Source organism: Nocardiopsis nanhaiensis (assembly GCF_054778635.1).
This window is the reverse complement of record NZ_BAAGZJ010000018.1, coordinates 43,852-58,824: the sequence shown is the minus strand read 5'-3', so window position 1 is coordinate 58,824 and position 14,973 is coordinate 43,852. Positions and strand designations below refer to the sequence as shown.

At 68.8% G+C, this 14,973-nt stretch carries 12 protein-coding genes; 9 read left to right on the top strand and 3 right to left on the bottom strand.

Going from position 1 to position 14,973, the window contains the following annotated elements:
• The first annotated feature begins 471 nt into the window (after positions 1-471).
• The 3 genes from ACYVD1_RS11275 (at position 472) to ACYVD1_RS11265 (ending at position 4,599) form a co-directional block, all read left to right on the top strand.
• Complete coding sequence (locus ACYVD1_RS11275; protein ID WP_460771097.1) at positions 472-1,554, top strand: helix-turn-helix domain-containing protein; 1,083 nt, start codon at positions 472-474, stop codon at positions 1,552-1,554.
• 613 nt (positions 1,555-2,167) lie between these two features.
• Entirely contained in the window at positions 2,168-4,063 is a 1,896-nt protein-coding gene (locus ACYVD1_RS11270) for an oxidoreductase (RefSeq protein ID WP_460771094.1), read from the top strand.
• The gene (locus ACYVD1_RS11265; protein ID WP_460771092.1) at positions 4,060-4,599 is read left to right on the top strand and encodes a VOC family protein; all 540 of its coding nucleotides are present in this window, start codon (positions 4,060-4,062) and stop codon (positions 4,597-4,599) included. The genes ACYVD1_RS11270 and ACYVD1_RS11265 overlap by 4 nt, the downstream gene beginning before the upstream one ends.
• A gap of 385 nt (positions 4,600-4,984) precedes the next feature.
• On the opposite strand, the gene ACYVD1_RS11260 is transcribed toward ACYVD1_RS11265, so the two are convergent.
• Positions 4,985-6,040 carry a DUF2157 domain-containing protein gene (locus ACYVD1_RS11260; protein WP_460771090.1) on the bottom strand — a complete coding sequence of 352 codons (1,056 nt, stop codon included), beginning with the start codon at positions 6,038-6,040 and terminating at the stop codon, positions 4,985-4,987.
• A gap of 427 nt (positions 6,041-6,467) precedes the next feature.
• Between ACYVD1_RS11260 and ACYVD1_RS11255 the strand changes: the two genes are divergently transcribed.
• The 3 genes from ACYVD1_RS11255 (at position 6,468) to ACYVD1_RS11245 (ending at position 9,281) form a co-directional block, all read left to right on the top strand.
• A complete protein-coding gene (locus ACYVD1_RS11255) occupies positions 6,468-7,178 on the top strand; it encodes a DUF5058 family protein (RefSeq protein ID WP_460771088.1) in 711 nt (236 codons plus the stop codon).
• Positions 7,179-7,188: 10 nt separating this feature from the next.
• Positions 7,189-7,941 (top strand): hypothetical protein, encoded by a 753-nt coding sequence (locus tag ACYVD1_RS11250; protein WP_460771086.1) that lies wholly within the window; start codon positions 7,189-7,191, stop codon positions 7,939-7,941.
• Positions 7,942-8,048: 107 nt separating this feature from the next.
• A complete protein-coding gene (locus ACYVD1_RS11245) occupies positions 8,049-9,281 on the top strand; it encodes an amidohydrolase (protein ID WP_460771084.1) in 1,233 nt (410 codons plus the stop codon).
• A gap of 70 nt (positions 9,282-9,351) precedes the next feature.
• On the opposite strand, the gene ACYVD1_RS11240 is transcribed toward ACYVD1_RS11245, so the two are convergent.
• Complete coding sequence (locus ACYVD1_RS11240; RefSeq protein WP_460771082.1) at positions 9,352-10,095, bottom strand: TetR/AcrR family transcriptional regulator C-terminal domain-containing protein; 744 nt, start codon at positions 10,093-10,095, stop codon at positions 9,352-9,354.
• An 85-nt stretch (positions 10,096-10,180) separates the two neighbouring features.
• Here ACYVD1_RS11240 and ACYVD1_RS11235 point away from each other — a divergent pair, with 85 nt between their 5' ends.
• Together ACYVD1_RS11235 and ACYVD1_RS11230 are read left to right on the top strand one after the other, a co-directional pair.
• Entirely contained in the window at positions 10,181-11,686 is a 1,506-nt protein-coding gene (locus tag ACYVD1_RS11235; RefSeq protein WP_460771080.1) for an MFS transporter, read from the top strand.
• 88 nt (positions 11,687-11,774) lie between these two features.
• Entirely contained in the window at positions 11,775-13,703 is a 1,929-nt protein-coding gene (locus ACYVD1_RS11230; RefSeq protein WP_460771078.1) for a PQQ-binding-like beta-propeller repeat protein, read from the top strand.
• Between the two features lie 40 nt (positions 13,704-13,743).
• Here ACYVD1_RS11230 and ACYVD1_RS11225 read toward each other — a convergent pair whose 3' ends face one another.
• The gene (locus tag ACYVD1_RS11225; protein ID WP_460771076.1) at positions 13,744-14,295 is read right to left on the bottom strand and encodes a TIGR03086 family metal-binding protein; all 552 of its coding nucleotides are present in this window, start codon (positions 14,293-14,295) and stop codon (positions 13,744-13,746) included.
• Between the two features lie 62 nt (positions 14,296-14,357).
• On the opposite strand from ACYVD1_RS11225, the gene ACYVD1_RS11220 reads away from it, so the two are divergent.
• A complete protein-coding gene (locus ACYVD1_RS11220; protein WP_460771073.1) occupies positions 14,358-14,963 on the top strand; it encodes a TetR/AcrR family transcriptional regulator in 606 nt (201 codons plus the stop codon).
• The last annotated feature ends 10 nt before the right edge of the window (positions 14,964-14,973 follow it).

Below are 14,973 nucleotides of genomic sequence, written 5' to 3'. Positions count from 1 at the left end.
CCTGCCAGAGGCCCAAGCCCACGGAAGGCTCGGCACCCATGACGTCCAGTAGCACCCCACCTGCATTGGCGGCCAGAAAGGCTATCGGGGCGGCCAGCTCACCGTTGAAGCGCGCCGCGCTGCTCGTTTTCGGGCCCGCGATCCCGGCCGCGGCCCCATCTGTGCCAGTGGGCAGGCTCGACGGCACGGGCATCGCGATCGTCGCCGCAGCCGTGTTGTTCGCGATCCCGAACTTCCGCGGCAACGGTGAAGCACCTCTGGACCGGCGCCGGTGTCAGCGGACCCTCTCCTTAAGACCCGGTCCTTATATTCCTGGCCGCTGCCGTACTCCTCACCCTGCTCACCGAGCTGACGAGATCGTTTCCTGCGCTGCTCGAGCGCTGGGCGGAACCGTCGGACGAGAAACCGTATTTCACTTCGCACCGTCTACAGCATCGCGCTGCTGGCCTCCAGCGTGTCTTGATGAGGTCAATGAGGAAGGTCGACGAAATGATCCCCACCGATACGTCAACGACGGCCGGCAAGACGATACACCGACCGACGCTCCAGCTGAGCGCTACCCGCCACACATCCGGTACACCCACAGCATCACCGCTCGGGTCGAGCGGATCGGAGCATGGCCTACTTCAGGATTTCCGCACCAGTCACCTGCCGTGGACACTCCATGTCGACTCTCCGTCGACGATCATGACTTCCCAGGTGAGTCTGAGGGCGGACACCGGTGGTCCCTGGTTCGTCGACTGCCAGGTGGACCGCATGGTGGGACACCGCGGAAGGCGCCAAATCGACGAGACTGCGGAGCAATACGTCGCCATGCTCATCGTCCGCGGTGGAACCGAAGTCTTCTCCCAGCGGGGCCTGCAGGCAAGAGTCGGCCCTGGGCAGGCAGCCCTGTGGGACAGCTCCCAGCCTGCAGAGTGCTACAGCGCTGCGGCGCTGACGAAGCAGACCTTGTTCCTTCCCCGAGCGGCGGTCGCCCCAGCCTTCCAGAGCCTTCTCCGCGACGGCCCTAAAACCATCGATCCCTCCCCGAGCCTTCAGCTCTTGACCTCCTGGATGGAGACGACACGGGGTCACACCCAAGACCGAACCACAGCGGCTCGCGCCGGATTCCTTTTGCTCGACCTAGCACATGCTGTATTGGCGTCTGTGTGCGGAGAGCGATCCGGGTCACGCGATGTGCTGCTCCTCCAGGTGAAGAGCTACCTCGACGAGCAGCTCCACGATTCGACCCTGTCGCTTGACGGCGCCGCGAAGGCCTGTGCCATATCGCTGCGCTATCTCCACATGCTGTTCCAGGAAACAAGTGAGACAGCAGCGGAGTACCTGCGCCGACGTCGGCTGGAGAGGGCACGCCACCTGCTGACGACGACCAGCAGCCCGTCTGTCGCACAAGTGTCGGATGCATGTGGATTCTCCAGCCCCTCCACTTTCAGCCGCGCGTTTCGAGCCGAGTACGGCGCCCCGCCCAGTGAGGTGATCCCAGCGGCTTTGGAGTGGGATGAAAGCAGCAAAACGAACACAAGGGGAGGAACGTCTGTTCGGCAGGCATAGACGTGGAGCCCCAGGTAGAAGGCGAGGTATCGAATCTTGCCGGGCTACCGTGAAAAACTCCACGCGGCCACCTGTGTTGCCACCCTCGGCATCCCCAGAGAAGCCGTTCTCTTCCTTTCGCGCCTCCTCACCGCCGAACGCAAGCTGCACGGCACCCGCAAGGGATCTGGTGACCTGACCTGCTTCCACCAGGCAGCCACGGCTCTGCGCACCTTCCGCGAGGAGGACCTTCCCCGCCGTCAAGCAGCCAGGGCAGGGGCCGCCACTGGCCCTTGGAAACCGCGCCCTGAGCGGGTTCCGAGACCTCTCCCCAACGGGGTGTGCGCTGGCTGGGACAGCGTGGGTTCGCGCTGCCAGCCCAGCAGCGGCGGCCCGTGCAGCACATCTCTGTCATCCCCAGCGAGATCGGGAATAGCGCCAGAGCCGCTCGCGTGCTCACACGCTTCGAACCCGGTCGCCTGACATGAAACCCGCTGGGATCACCTCAGCGCCTGTTACCCGGACGCCACGTGGTGATGTGCACTCATCGCGGCGAGGTGTGCGCTCAGTGGCATGCGGTCCGCAACAGATCCAAGAATAATGGGGATGAAAGAACGAACGGCGGAGTATTAAAATGAATATTTCTGAAGACACTCGCCCATCAACTGCTGTGCAGCGGACGGGGCCGCTCTTTGAGTCGGGCCAGATCGGCACCATGACGCTCCGAAACCGAATGGTCCAGTCCCCGATCTTCACGCAGTTCGCGAGCACGTTCGGGGAGGTCAGTGAAAAACTCATCGAGTACCACCGTGCACGAGCCCGAGGCGGAGCCGGATTGATCATCACGGAGAATACCTCCGTCGACTGGGAGATCGGTCGGACTGTCGGGCACCCCATCCGGATTGATCATGATCGATTCATCGGCGGACTCGCAGACCTCGTCGCCGCAGTGCAGGGCGAGGGCGCGAAGATCGCGGTTCAGCTGCATCACACTGGCCGCCAGAACTCTCGGGGCAACACGGAGCGGAACGAACCCCCGATCGCTCCGACTGCCGGGATCACCAGTGCTTTCGGCACGGCACCACGTGCCATCGAGGAGCACGAGATCCCTGGTCTCATCGACAAGTATGTCCAGGGTGCGCGCCGAGCCGTCGCAGCCGGGTTCGATGCAGTGGAACTTCACGGAGCCCATGGCTACCTGCCGGGCCAGTTCCTGTCCCCGTTCACCAACAAGAGGACGGACCAGTGGGGTGGGCCCTTGGAAAACCGGGCACGGTTCGCCCTGGAAATGGTTCGCCGTGTCCGAGATGAGATCGGTCCGGAAGTTCCACTGATCTATCGACTCAGCGTGGAGGAGCCGTATGAAGGCGGGCTGACACTTGAGGACGGTCTCGCCTTCTGCGAGATGCTGGAACCGCACGTAGACGCGCTCGATGTCAGTGCCGGGAATTACGACACGGCCATGACACTGCTGCCGATGGTGCAGCCCGGATCTCTCATTGATTACGCCAAGGCTGTCAAGCGTCGAGTCTCTGTGCCCGTCATCGCAGTCGGTCGCCTGACGTGGTTGCTGGATGACATGGCGGACGCGGTGAAGGACGGAGAGCTAGATTTCGTCGCACTGGGCCGAGCAGGATTGGCCGACCCGGAGACCGCGGCTAAGACACGACGCGGTGACACGAGCCATGTGCGCCGATGCTTGGCAGCCAATGAATGCATCTCCCGGTGGATGTTCAACGGAAAGTCCACACAGTGCATCATCAACCCCATGCTCGGCCAGGAGCGCCGAGCGGCGGAAGCGCGCCGTACCGCATCCAAGAGACATCGCGTGCTGGTCGTCGGCGGCGGGCCGGCGGGGTGCGAAGCGGCGATCCTGGCAGCGGATCGCGGTCATGAAGTCGCACTTGTGGAACGTGCGGGCCGCCTCGGTGGACAGCTCCACGCATGGGCGGCGGCGACCCCTCACCGCCACGAGGTGCTTAACCTGATCTCCTTCTACGAAGCAGAAGTCGCCAGGGCCGGGGTCGAGGTTCGATTGAACGAGGACTCGACCACGATCGACACCGAACAATGGGACACGATCCTGCTTGCCACCGGAACAGTTTCCGACCAGGAAGGGGAAGACGTCGTCGAGATGATGACAGCTGGGAGGCTTCCGGAAACCTCCGCGGTCACAGTGTTCGGTGAGACCGAGGCCGCACTGTTCACAGCAGTCTGGCTCGCAGAGAACGGCAAGTCGGTCGAACTCGTCTCTCCCAAGCAGGACGTGGGAATCGACTCCAACGACATGGAACGCGATTACTTGACGCAGATCCTAGAACAACTCGCTGTGAAGGTGACCACCATGGGCACCCCTCCAGAAACCGGAACAGTGCTGGTGGCCACCGGTCGGGTCGGCTCATCCTTCCGTGCAGAACTCGTTGACGACGAACGAGTTTTCAGTATCGGCACGAGAGCTCGCGGTGGACGTATGTACGAGGCTACGCAGTCCGGGTTCTGGACTGCTGCAAGGATCGGAGAGCAGGAATGAATGTCCGCGCCATCGAACACGTTGGGATCACCGTACCGGACATGGAAATGGCGACCAGCTTCTTCGCCGAAGCGTTCGGAGCTGAAGCGATCTACGACATGCTCGACGAGCCCCTCGCCGGTCCTGCTGTCGAGGCGGGACTGGGCATACCCTCCGGGGCTGTCATTACCGCGATCCGGATGCTCCGACTGGGGAACGGCCCCAACATCGAGCTCTTCAGTTACTCGGGAACGGACCAACGCGATCCTGTCCGGCCAAGCGACTACGGCCTTCAGCACATCTGTATCTACGTCGACGAGATCGACGCGGCAGCACGCCGTCTGGAGGGCGCCGGGGGCCGGTTGCTGAGTGCACCTGGTGAACTTCCCGGAGGCGACGCGGGAGAAGGAAACCGGTATGTCTATGCCCGGACCCCTTGGGGCACCACCATAGAACTGGTCACCTACCCCTCTCCGCAAGCGTACGAGTCACGCACGCACCTTCGACGTTGGCGCCCGCCTCGCACCGGGGGGTCTGATCACAGTCGGCAGGAATGAACTCTGCTGCCCGGTGGGGCGTCCGAGTGCGGAACAACCAGGCACGGTTGAGTCGGCCCGGAGCGCGGTCCCGGTGTCGCTACCGGCCCGCGTACCCGTCTCCGAGTTTGTGCTCTCTTCTCCGTCGGCCCACCGGTCAGCACAGCGACCCCGTGCTGTACGAGTCCGGCCACCGCGGACTCCCTTGTCCCGCGTGCTCGGCTGTTGTCACTCGCCCCTGGGGGGTTTGCGCACGACCTCTTGTGGACGAACTCGCTGAAGTCGTAGCGGGCCAGCTCCGGCCGTAGCGGATCGCTTGACGCCACGGAGGCGATACGAGTGACGTCGAGGACGCGAAAGGCAAAGTTACTGCTGAGGGCATCAGCAGACTTATTAAGCTGGCCCGCTACGGGGCGCCCGGTGCCGCGCTGGGGCGGGCCGGTTTCGCGGCGGCCCGGTGGCGCAGCCGGATGCCGACCGCGCTGGCGGTGAGCAGCACGGCGCCGGCGACGAGTAGGACACCGGCGGCCGACACCTCACCGTCGGTGAGCTCCCAGACGAGCCGCGGGACCGCGACCGTGGCGGCGAGCACGCCGAACACGAGCGCCGAGCCGGGGCCGCGCGCCGCCGCGCGCCAGAGCGCGAACAGGCTGAACAGGACCGCCGCGACGGCGAGCTCGGCGACGTGGTTCACCGGAGTGTCCAGCATCAGGGCGCCCGCGTAGGCGGTTACCGCGCCGAGCCCGACCGCGGTCCCCTGCTCGCGCAGCACGCCCACCGCCGCGAGGGCGACCCCCACCGCGCCGAGGAGGAGTAGGCCCGCGCCGGCCGCCGAGGACGCTATCTGCGACCCGGTCGAGGAGAAACCGCCCCCGCTGTCCTGCCCGACGAACTCGTAGACCACCTCCTGCACCCCGAAACCGACGAGGAATGCGCTCATGCCCCAAACGGCCACCAGTCCGGGCGCGGAGCGCAGCAACGCGTAGGCGGCCACGGCAACGGCCAGCCCGGCAGCGGATGCCCAGACGGGCGCGCTCGGTACGAACCCCGGGGGCAGCGCTTCCCCCGCGCCTTCGGAGACGGAAAAGGCCGCGGAGAGTGCCGCCAACGCGAACAGGGCACCGCCGATCCGGCGGCGGACCGGGGCCGTCTCCGCCGACCGGCGCAGCAGGGCTGGGCCTCCGGCCATCCCGAACCCCGCGGCGGCGAGAACAGCGGCGACCACCGCGAGCAGCGTGATCCGGACCCCGGTGTCCAAGACGTCCCATGCGGTGGCCATGAACGTGCCCACGGCCGCCAACACGAGCCCGCCGCCGACATAGCCCAGTACCTCCGCCCAGCGGCCCCTCGCCCCAGAGCGCCCCTCGGCCGCAGCCAATGCGGTGAGGACCGCGTCGGCCTGCCCTCGGTCGATCACCCCTTGTTCGACCAGCCTGCCCAACGCCTCAGCGCGAGCCTCCATCAGAAACCGCCTTCCCATCGCCTGCGCACCGCCCTCTGCCGTCCGCCCGGCCCCGCTGTGCGGCTGCCTCGGCGCCTGGGCCAGCATCCCCCATCCCAACGCAGAACAGCCACGCTGTCCTGAGCAGGGGTACTCAGAGCGTCGCCCGACACTCGTCCCGACCCGTGAAGGGATCTCGAGCAAACACCGGTACGGGTGGGGCTCCTGGTGCGAAAACACCCGATCACCCCATTGTGTGGCCAGGTCCTGCGACCTAGACTGCCGCGCATGATCAAGCGCGCCCCGCACTGGATCGACGGCAACACACCACCCCACCTGCGGCGCGCTGTCCCGGCGACGACCCTGCCCCACGGCCGCGGTCGGCAGAACGGCGCCGACCCTCCTGACGTGAGCCTACTGACCACGTCACCTGCCGACAGGAGCCGCGTTGGACATCATCAACTCGCCCGTCCTGTGGGTCTGCGCGATCGCGATCTTCGCCGCGATCGGCGTGCAGAGCCTCATCTACATGCGTGCAGCCAGCCTCGCCGGTCCCGAGCACGGGTTCACCAAGGCTGATCTGCGGGCGTCCTTCCGGTCCGGGGCCATCGCCTCGATCGGACCCTCCCTGGCCGTCGTGATCGTGGCGGTGGCCCTGCTCGCCCTCTTCGGGACCCCGGCGATCCTGGTGCGGATCGGACTGGTGGGGTCCGCGGCGACGGAGACAGCCTCGGCCCAACTGGCCGCGGGGACCGTGGGGGCGGAGCTCGGCGGCGACACCTGGACCGCTGAGGTCTTCACCGTCGCGTTCTTCGCGATGTCGTTCTCCGGGATCATGTGGATGGTCGCAACCCTCGTGCTCACGCCCCTCCTGAAGCGGGGTGATGCCAAGCTGCGGCGGGTGAACCCCGTGCTGATGGCGATCGTGCCCTCGGCCGCCCTGCTGGGCGCCTTCTCCTCCTTGGCCGTTGCCGAGCTCCCCAAGAGCGGCCTCCACGCCCTGATCGTGGCCGTGTCCGCGCTGGTCATGGCGGCCTGCCTGTACCTGGCCCGGCAACTGAAGCTGAACTGGCTGCGGGAATGGGCCCTCGGAATCGCCATCATCATCGGCTTGGTCGTCGCCTACTTCGCACACCAGTCCCCGCTGGGCCCCGCCTGAAGGAGCAGACGTGTCACAGGGAACCGGATCGACTCAGGCGGACACCGCCTACGCGGCCTATGACCGCACCACGTCCCGGTGGGGCCGGGCCACGATGCTCGTGGCGCTGGTCTTCTCCATGGCCGGGCCGCTCTACCTGATCTTCGGCACCGACATGCAGTTCACGTCGTGGGGGCTGCTCACCGCGTTCCTCGCCGTGGCCGCCGTCTACGGCGTGATGTGGGTGATCGAGCCGCTGACCTACTACCCGGTGCTCGGCCCGGCCGCGATGTACCAGGCGTTCATGATCGGCAACATCTCCAACAAGCTGGTACCGGCCGCGATCGTGGCGCAGCAGACCATCGACGCCAAACCGGGTACGCGGCGGGCGGAGTTCGGCGCGGTGATGGCGATCGCCGGCGCGGCCATCGTGCACATCGTCTCGCTCCTGGTCTTCGTGGGATTCCTGGGTACCTGGCTGGTCAGTCAGCTGCCTGAGTCCGTGGTCGAGGTCTCCCGCGAATACATCTTCCCAGCCATCATCGGGGCGGTGGTCGTGCAGCTCGCGGCCTACGCCAAACAGCCCCGGATCACGGTGATCGCCATCCTGGTCGCCCTCGTCTTCCAGGTGGGTCTCGCGCCCCTGTTCGGTGAGATGTTCACCAACTTCTCCACTGCCCTGGTGGTCCTGTTCACCGTGGTGCTGGCTTGGGTACTGCGTAACCGTCGTGGGGAGTCGCCGTCGAAATCCGACCCGGACCCGGGCCCCAATGACCAGTCCTGATACACGAGTACCGAACACCCACGAGGAGCGGTCCGGGCGACCCCGTGACGGAGGAACCCGTGAAGGGAGAACCCGCGAACCGCGCCGCCGGAACCCTAGGAGCACCATTGTCGACGTTGGAATCGGTCGCACACCTCACCGACGAGCTGCGGGACGAGCTGCACCAGCTGTACGTGCACCTGCACAGCAACCCCGAACTGTCCATGCAGGAGCACCGGACCGCGGAGCTCATCGAGGAGCGCATGCGCGCCCTGGGGTGCGAGACCTTCCGATGCGGCGGGACCGGGGTGGTCGCGCTGTTGCGCAACGGCGACGGCCCCGTGGTCGGTTTCCGAGCCGACACCGACGCCCTCCCCGTGGCAGAGGAGACCGGCCTGGAGTACGCCTCCACGGCGCGTGGCGCGCTCCCCGACGGCACCGACGTCCCGGTCATGCACGCCTGCGGCCATGACACCCACGTCACCTGCGCGATCGGCGCGGCCGCCAGGCTGGCCGCCAGCCCGGGGTCGTGGGCGGGCACGGTCGTGTTCCTGTTCCAGCCGGGTGAGGAGACCGCGGCCGGCGCCAAGGCCATGGTCGAGGACGGGCTGTGGGACCGCGCGCCGCGGCCGGAGGTCGTCTACGGCCAGCACGTGTGGGGCGGCCGCAGCGGCAGCGTGGAACTGTCCAGCGGCCCGGCGATGGCGATGGCCGACTCCTGGCGGGTGACGGTGCACGGCAGGGGCGGTCACGGGTCCCGGCCGGAGGAGGCGATCGACCCTGTGGTGATCGCCGCGCACATGGTCGTGCGCATCCAGAGCGTGACCTCGCGGGAGGTCGCGGCGCAGTCGGCGACGGTCGTCACGGTCGCCACGTTCCACGCGGGGCTCAAGGAGAACATCATCCCGGCCTCCGCCGAGTTCACCCTGAACGTGCGCAGCCTCGACCCGGAGGTCCGGGAGCGGGTGCTCGCGGCGCTGCGCCGGGTCATCGCGGCCGAAGCGGCGGCCTCGGATGCCCCGGAACCGGAGATCGAAGAGCTGTACAACTTCCCGCTGCTCCACAACGACCCCGCGGAGACCGAGGCCGTGCGCGGGGCCCTCGCCGGGGCTCTGGGCGAGGACCGGGTCATGGACCGGCCCGCGCAGATGGGCAGCGAGGACTTCGGTCTGCTGCCCGACGCGATCGGGGTGCCCGGCGTGTACTGGTTCTTTGGCGGGATGCCGGACGAGGTAGTGGACTCGGGCGAGCCGGTCCCGAGCAACCACTCGCCCCAGTTCGCGCCGGTGATGGAGCCGACCCTGTCCACCGGGGTGAAGGCGGCGCTGGCCGCGCTCATGTCCCGCCTGGCCCGACCGTAGGTGTACGTCCGGGCGGCGGCGAGCGGTTTTTACCGGTGCCCCCGCCGCCCGGCGTCGTCGGCCGTCCGGCTCAGCGCTCCGTGTCGGTTCTGGCGTGGGAGCTGAGCCCGTCGAGGAGGGACTCCAGCCCGTGGGCGAAGCTGGCGCCCCAGTCCGTGTCGGCCACGCTGCGGTGCCGGGCCAGGCTCGGGTAGCGGTCGCTGTTGGCCTGGACGTGGTCGTCCGCCGCCTTCCGGGCCCCGGCCTCCTGACTGTGCCACGAGGCCTGCATGAGTGTGGCGCCGATGACGTAGTTGGACAGGGCGTAGGCCGTGTCGTTGAGCTCGGGCGGGGTGAACCCGGCGTCGGCCAGCACCGAGTGGAGGTACTCCTCCCTTGCGAGCATGTTGGGACCGAGCATGGGACGGCCCAGCAGGGCGGCCGACCACGGGTGGCGCAGCAGGGCCGTGCGCCAGTTCTCCATGAAGGCGATGATGTCGTCCCGCCAGTCCGCGCCGGGTTCGGCGGGAAGAGCCACCTCCGCGTAGACGGCGTCCAGGGCCAGATCGAGCACATCATCCTTGGTGCTGACGTGGCCGTACAGCGTCGTGGAACCGGTTCCGAGGCGCTGGCCGAGGCGCCGCATGGTCAAACGCTCGGCGCCTTCCTCGTCCAGGAGTGCCAGCGCGGCGTCCACGATGCGTTCCCGGGTCACGCGTTCCTTGCGCGGCCGCTCCGAACGTAGCCACACCCGTCCCGCGCCGGTCGTGCCGGAAGCGGGGGCCGCGGTGGGCTCGGAGCTCGCGGACCGCGAGCGGGCTGCTTCGTTTTCCATGCCGACCAGTGTAGTACATTGATCTCCATTCCGATCATTGATCGGGTTTGCGATCACTGTTCTTTTGCTGTCGTGAGAGGGACCCATGGACCGCGATCCGAGCCGCACGCCGAAGATCCCGAAGGACCCGGAGGGGGATGAGGGGGTGGGATCCCGTTCCGAACCCCCGCACTCGGCCCACGAACCACCCGATCCGCGCCGCTGGTGGGCGCTGGCGGTGATCGGGCTGGTGCAGTTGATGGTGGTCCTGGACGCGACCATCGTGAATATCGCCCTGCCCTCCGCCCAAGCCGACCTGGGCATCTCCGACGGTGGCCGCCACTGGGTCGTCACCGCCTACGTCCTGGCCTTCGGTGGCCTGCTCCTGTTGGGCGGGCGCATCGCCGACCGCTTCGGAACCCGGCGGATCCTCCTGGTCGGGCTGGTCGGCTTCGCGGCAGCGTCGATACTGGGCGGCGCCGCTCCCGACGGCCCTGTCCTGTTCGCCGCCCGGGCCCTGCAGGGCGTGTTCGCGGCGTTGCTCGCCCCGGCGGCGCTGTCGCTCCTGAGCAAGACGTTCGAGGACCCCAAGGAACGCGGCACGGCCTTCGGCGTCTACGGCGCGCTCTCCGGGGGCGGGGCCGCCTTGGGTCTCCTGCTCGGAGGCCTGCTCACCGAGTACCTGGACTGGCGCTGGTGCCTGTACGTCAACGTCCCGATCGCCCTGGTCGCCCTGCTGGGTGCGCTGGCCGCCGTCCGGCCCAGCATGCCCGCTGACGTCGGCCGCCTCGATCTGCCCGGGGCCGTGCTGAGCTGTGCCGGACTGTCCGCGGTCGTCCTCGGTTTCGCCCAAGCGGAGGAGCATGGCTGGACCGCCCCGGTCGTCGTGGCGCTGCTGGCGGGCGGAGTTATGCTCCTGGTGCTGCTGGTGCGCGTCGAGGCCCGTGCCCCGCGGCCGCTGCTGCCGCTGCACGTGCTCACCCACCGGGCCCGGGGCGGATCGTTCCTCGCCGTCGCACTGTCCCAGGTCGCCCTGTTCGGGTTCTTCCTCTTCATCACCTACTACATGCAGGTGATCCTGGAGTACTCGCCGATCCGGGCCGGGCTGGCGTTCCTGCCGCTCACGGCCGCGACCGTAGTCGGCTCCAGCGTGATCGCCGCCCTGCTGCTGCACCGGAGCGGGCCGCGCCCGCTCATTGTCGGCGGTCTGCTCCTCGGCGCCGTAGGAATGGCCTGGCTCACCCAACTGGGGGTCGGCGGCCACGCGGTCTACCCGGCGTTCCTGCTCCCGGCACAGCTCGCGATCGGCCTGGGCCTGGGGTTGGTGATGATGCCTGCGATGAGCACGGCCACCGCGGAGGTCGACCACGCCGACGCGGGGGTGGCATCGGCCATGGTCAACGCGGCTCAGCAGGTCGGCGGGGCCATGGGCACCGCACTGCTCAACACCGTGGCCGCCATGACCACCGCCGCATACCTGGCCGGAAGCGGCGAGGCGGGCCAGGCGGAGGCTGCCGTGGAGGGGTACACCACGGCCATCGGGTCCGCCGCCGCGGTCCTGCTGGCCACCGCGGTGCTGACCGCCGTGGTGATCCCGCGCCGCCGCCCGTGACACCCGGCGTTGTTAGGCTGGCGCACCGCGAGCCCTCTCCCGCCGACAACCGCGGCGGCTCCGGGCTTGCCGCGGTTGAGGAGGGCGTATGGGTGGTCCGGCGAGTACGGCCGGACGACGGTGGGCGCGTGCTGTGGCCTGGGCCGGTACGGGGACTCTGGGTGGGTCCGTGCTCATGGCGGTCGCGGTCCTGTTCCTGAACGCCGGTGAGGGCGGCAACTGGGACATGGAGGGTGCCTGGGTCCTAGCCGGTCTGCTGGCCGTGGTTGCTCTCTTCGGCGGGGTCCGCTGGGACACCGCGTGGACGACTTCCGACGCCCGCCCAGGTGAGCCGCCGGAAGCAGTCGAGCGGCGGCGGCGGAGACAGCGCCGGTCCTTCCGGCTCTGGGTGACGGTCGCCCTCGCACTCGCGACCGCACTGGCGTACACGGCCTTCCCCGCCGATCTTCTCCTCGGTATGGAGGAGAACCCTGACGCCTACGGCCACGCGCCACGCGCCACGGGGATCTGGCTGGCCGCCTGCGCCGTGCCCGTAGGGCTGCTGCTCATGCTGGGTTCACCGGGCCCGGTCGAGCCGCGTCCCTGGCGCGGATCACTGCCCTTCCTCGCCTCAGGAGCCCTGGCCGTGGTGCTCACCGTGTCCCTGGCGGGGCTGTACCTGTACCCGAGGCAACCTCACACCGTGGCCGAGGGCCTTGGGGAACCCGCCCCGGTCCCCGGTGAGGTGACCCGGGTCGGCTGGTCCTGGGAACCCCCTCAGGACACCTGGGTCACGGGGGTACGGACCGGACCGCACGGTCCCGTGCTGCTCCTGGCGGACGGTGCGGTCGCGCTGGACGGGCGGTCGGGGGAGGAGTTGTGGTCCTTCCGGCGCCCGCGGGACGACGACCACGAGGTGTGGTCCGAAGCGTGGGTGGACGACGGCCGGGTCTATGTGCGCCACACGCCCCCGGAGAGGGTGTCGGACGACGCACCTGAGCGGACCGTCACGGTGTTGGACCCCGCCACCGGAGCGATCGTCGACGAGTACGCCGAGGAAGCCCCGGAGCGCGGCGGATCGTCCCGGACACGCCTCGGCGAAGTCGACATCGACCGGTGGTTCAGCTCGTCCCAGGGCGGGTCGGTGGAGTTGACCGCCACGGACACCCGCACCGGTGCGGGACTGTGGAACTGGTCCCGCGAGTTCGACCCCGACGAGTACGGCTCCGGGTGCGGTACCCGCGGGATCGTGCCCTTTCCCGACCGCATGGTCGTGCAGATCGGATGTGTGGACTCCGATGCTGTGGACGGGCACGGCGACCGCAGCGAGGTGCTTGAGGATCCCGATACCCGAACCGCCGCCACGCTCGTGGCCGTGGACGTTCAATCGGGTGAGGAGGTATGGGAACACAGCTGGGAGCGGGAGGGTGCTGGCACCGAGGAGCCTGTGCTGGTCCCAGCCGACCGCTCGTCGGGGGGCGGCGAGCCGGTGGTCGCCGTGCGCCACAGCGACTGGGCGGGTGCGACCGCGCTGTTCGATCCCGCCACTGGCGAGGAGGTGCCGGGCATCCCCGAACAGCTGGGGCCGGGCGGGTCCTCCGCTGCGGCTCTCCTGGACGCGGACACCGCTGGGGCCTTCCTTTTGGAGGATGGTGACCCGGTGCGGTACTACCGCGCCGACGCGTCCGCAGAGACCGTCGCGACAGCGGACCTGGCCGTCGACCAGTCCCTCTGGGAGGACGGGATCCCGCGGGCGCACCTGCGGGGAGCGACCGCTGTCGACGACGCGGCCCTCGTACCTATCGGTGGAGCGGACGTCGTTGTCGCGCCCTTCGGCGAGGAGACCGCTCAGGGGGAGCGGGCCCGCATCCACCTGGCGGCGGACGAGGACGAACGGCTGTCCCCGGGGGACGAGCCGTACGAGAGGGGGATGCGCGTGACCGCGCTGCACCGGGGGCCGGGGTCGGTCGTGGCTCTCCTGTCCCGGTCCGAGTCGTCCATCGCTGCCGCGAGCCGTATCGAGGGGCTGGTGCCCTGAGGGGCGGCGCGGACGCGTCGACCCCGCTGTCTGGGCCGGGTCACCACCGCGGATCGCGGCCCAGGAGTGCGGCGAGGTTCTGCATGGGGGATAGCTCAGACTCCTCGGGGAGGGGCGGGGAGTAGACGCCGTCCGGGCCGCTCAGCGGGCTTTCGGGCCCGGTGATGGAGCGGGCGACGGGCAGGGCGGCCCGGACGAGCTCGTCCGGTGCGGGGCGGTCGAGGCCCAGCGCGGACAGCAGGTCCCACCGGTGCACGAGCATGTCGACCAGGTGGACGGAGAGGACCCGTTCGACCGGGACCTTGCCGCCGACCATCGGCACGTGCACGGTGTCCCCTGCGTGGTCGAGCGCGACGAGCCACCGTGCGGCGTAGCGGGGAAAGTCCGCCACGGGGTCCCCGGAGAGGCCGTTCGGCGCGGGCAGTACCCCGGCGGCGACCGCCTCGTGCTGGTCGTTCATGTGGCGGACGAGGTCCAGCACGTCCCAGCCCGAACAGGGGGTCGGTGCGGCCCGTGATGCCGCCGGAACCATCAGGACCTCGTGCCCCGTCAACGTCACTGCGGCCGCGTCCAGCTGGAACAGATCGCTCATGGGTACTCCGTAAGCTCGTCGGACCTCCAAAATAGCGAACGGTCGTAAGTTAATATACGGGTATGGCACCCAGGAAATCGACGGCGGAGGCCGCCCGCTCGCGCGCCCGCATTCTCGACGCCACCGTGGACCGCGCCTCACGCCACGGCCTGGCGAGCGTGACGGTCGGTGCCCTCGCGGGCGACGTGGGGATGAGCAAGGCCGGGGTGGTCGGGCCCTTCGGATCCCGCGAGGCCCTCCTCGGGGACACGCTCGACCGGGCGGTCGAGGTCTTCCGCGAGGCGGTCCCGGCACCCTTGGACGGCACCCCGCCCGGACCGGCCAGGGTCGGCCGCCTCCTCGACCTGTGGATCGACTACCTGGCCGACTGCCCGTTCCCGGGAGGGTGCTTCGTCACCGCGGCCTCCTCCGAACTCGACCACCGCCCCGGCCCGCTCCGTGACCGGATCCGCACGGTCGCCGACCAGTGGCGCCGCTTCCTGGTCGCCGAAATCACCGAAGCCCGCGCCCAAGGGCTTTCCGGCCGGGCGGACCCGGAAGATCTCGCTACGGCGCTCGTCGGGTTGTCCATGGCCGCGAACCAGGAGATCCAACTGCTGGAGGACCCGGCCGCCCCCGCCCGAGCCCGCCGCCTGATGCGTGCCGCGGTCGGCCTCGCCCCGGCATGAACCGGAGGGC

Excerpts from the sequence above, each read along its gene's own strand:
- ACYVD1_RS11260 (WP_460771090.1), bottom strand. The coding sequence starts at position 6,040 with ATGGAGGCTCGCGCTGAGGCGTTGGGCAGGCTGGTCGAACAAGGGGTG.
- ACYVD1_RS11265 (WP_460771092.1), top strand. The coding sequence starts at position 4,060 with ATGAATGTCCGCGCCATCGAACACGTTGGGATCACCGTACCGGACATG.
- ACYVD1_RS11240 (WP_460771082.1), bottom strand. The coding sequence starts at position 10,095 with ATGGAAAACGAAGCAGCCCGCTCGCGGTCCGCGAGCTCCGAGCCCACC.
- ACYVD1_RS11235 (WP_460771080.1), top strand. The coding sequence starts at position 10,181 with ATGGACCGCGATCCGAGCCGCACGCCGAAGATCCCGAAGGACCCGGAG.
- ACYVD1_RS11275 (WP_460771097.1), top strand. The coding sequence starts at position 472 with ATGAGGAAGGTCGACGAAATGATCCCCACCGATACGTCAACGACGGCC.
- ACYVD1_RS11230 (WP_460771078.1), top strand. The coding sequence starts at position 11,775 with ATGGGTGGTCCGGCGAGTACGGCCGGACGACGGTGGGCGCGTGCTGTG.
- ACYVD1_RS11220 (WP_460771073.1), top strand. The coding sequence starts at position 14,358 with ATGGCACCCAGGAAATCGACGGCGGAGGCCGCCCGCTCGCGCGCCCGC.
- ACYVD1_RS11270 (WP_460771094.1), top strand. The coding sequence starts at position 2,168 with ATGAATATTTCTGAAGACACTCGCCCATCAACTGCTGTGCAGCGGACG.
- ACYVD1_RS11225 (WP_460771076.1), bottom strand. The coding sequence starts at position 14,295 with ATGAGCGATCTGTTCCAGCTGGACGCGGCCGCAGTGACGTTGACGGGG.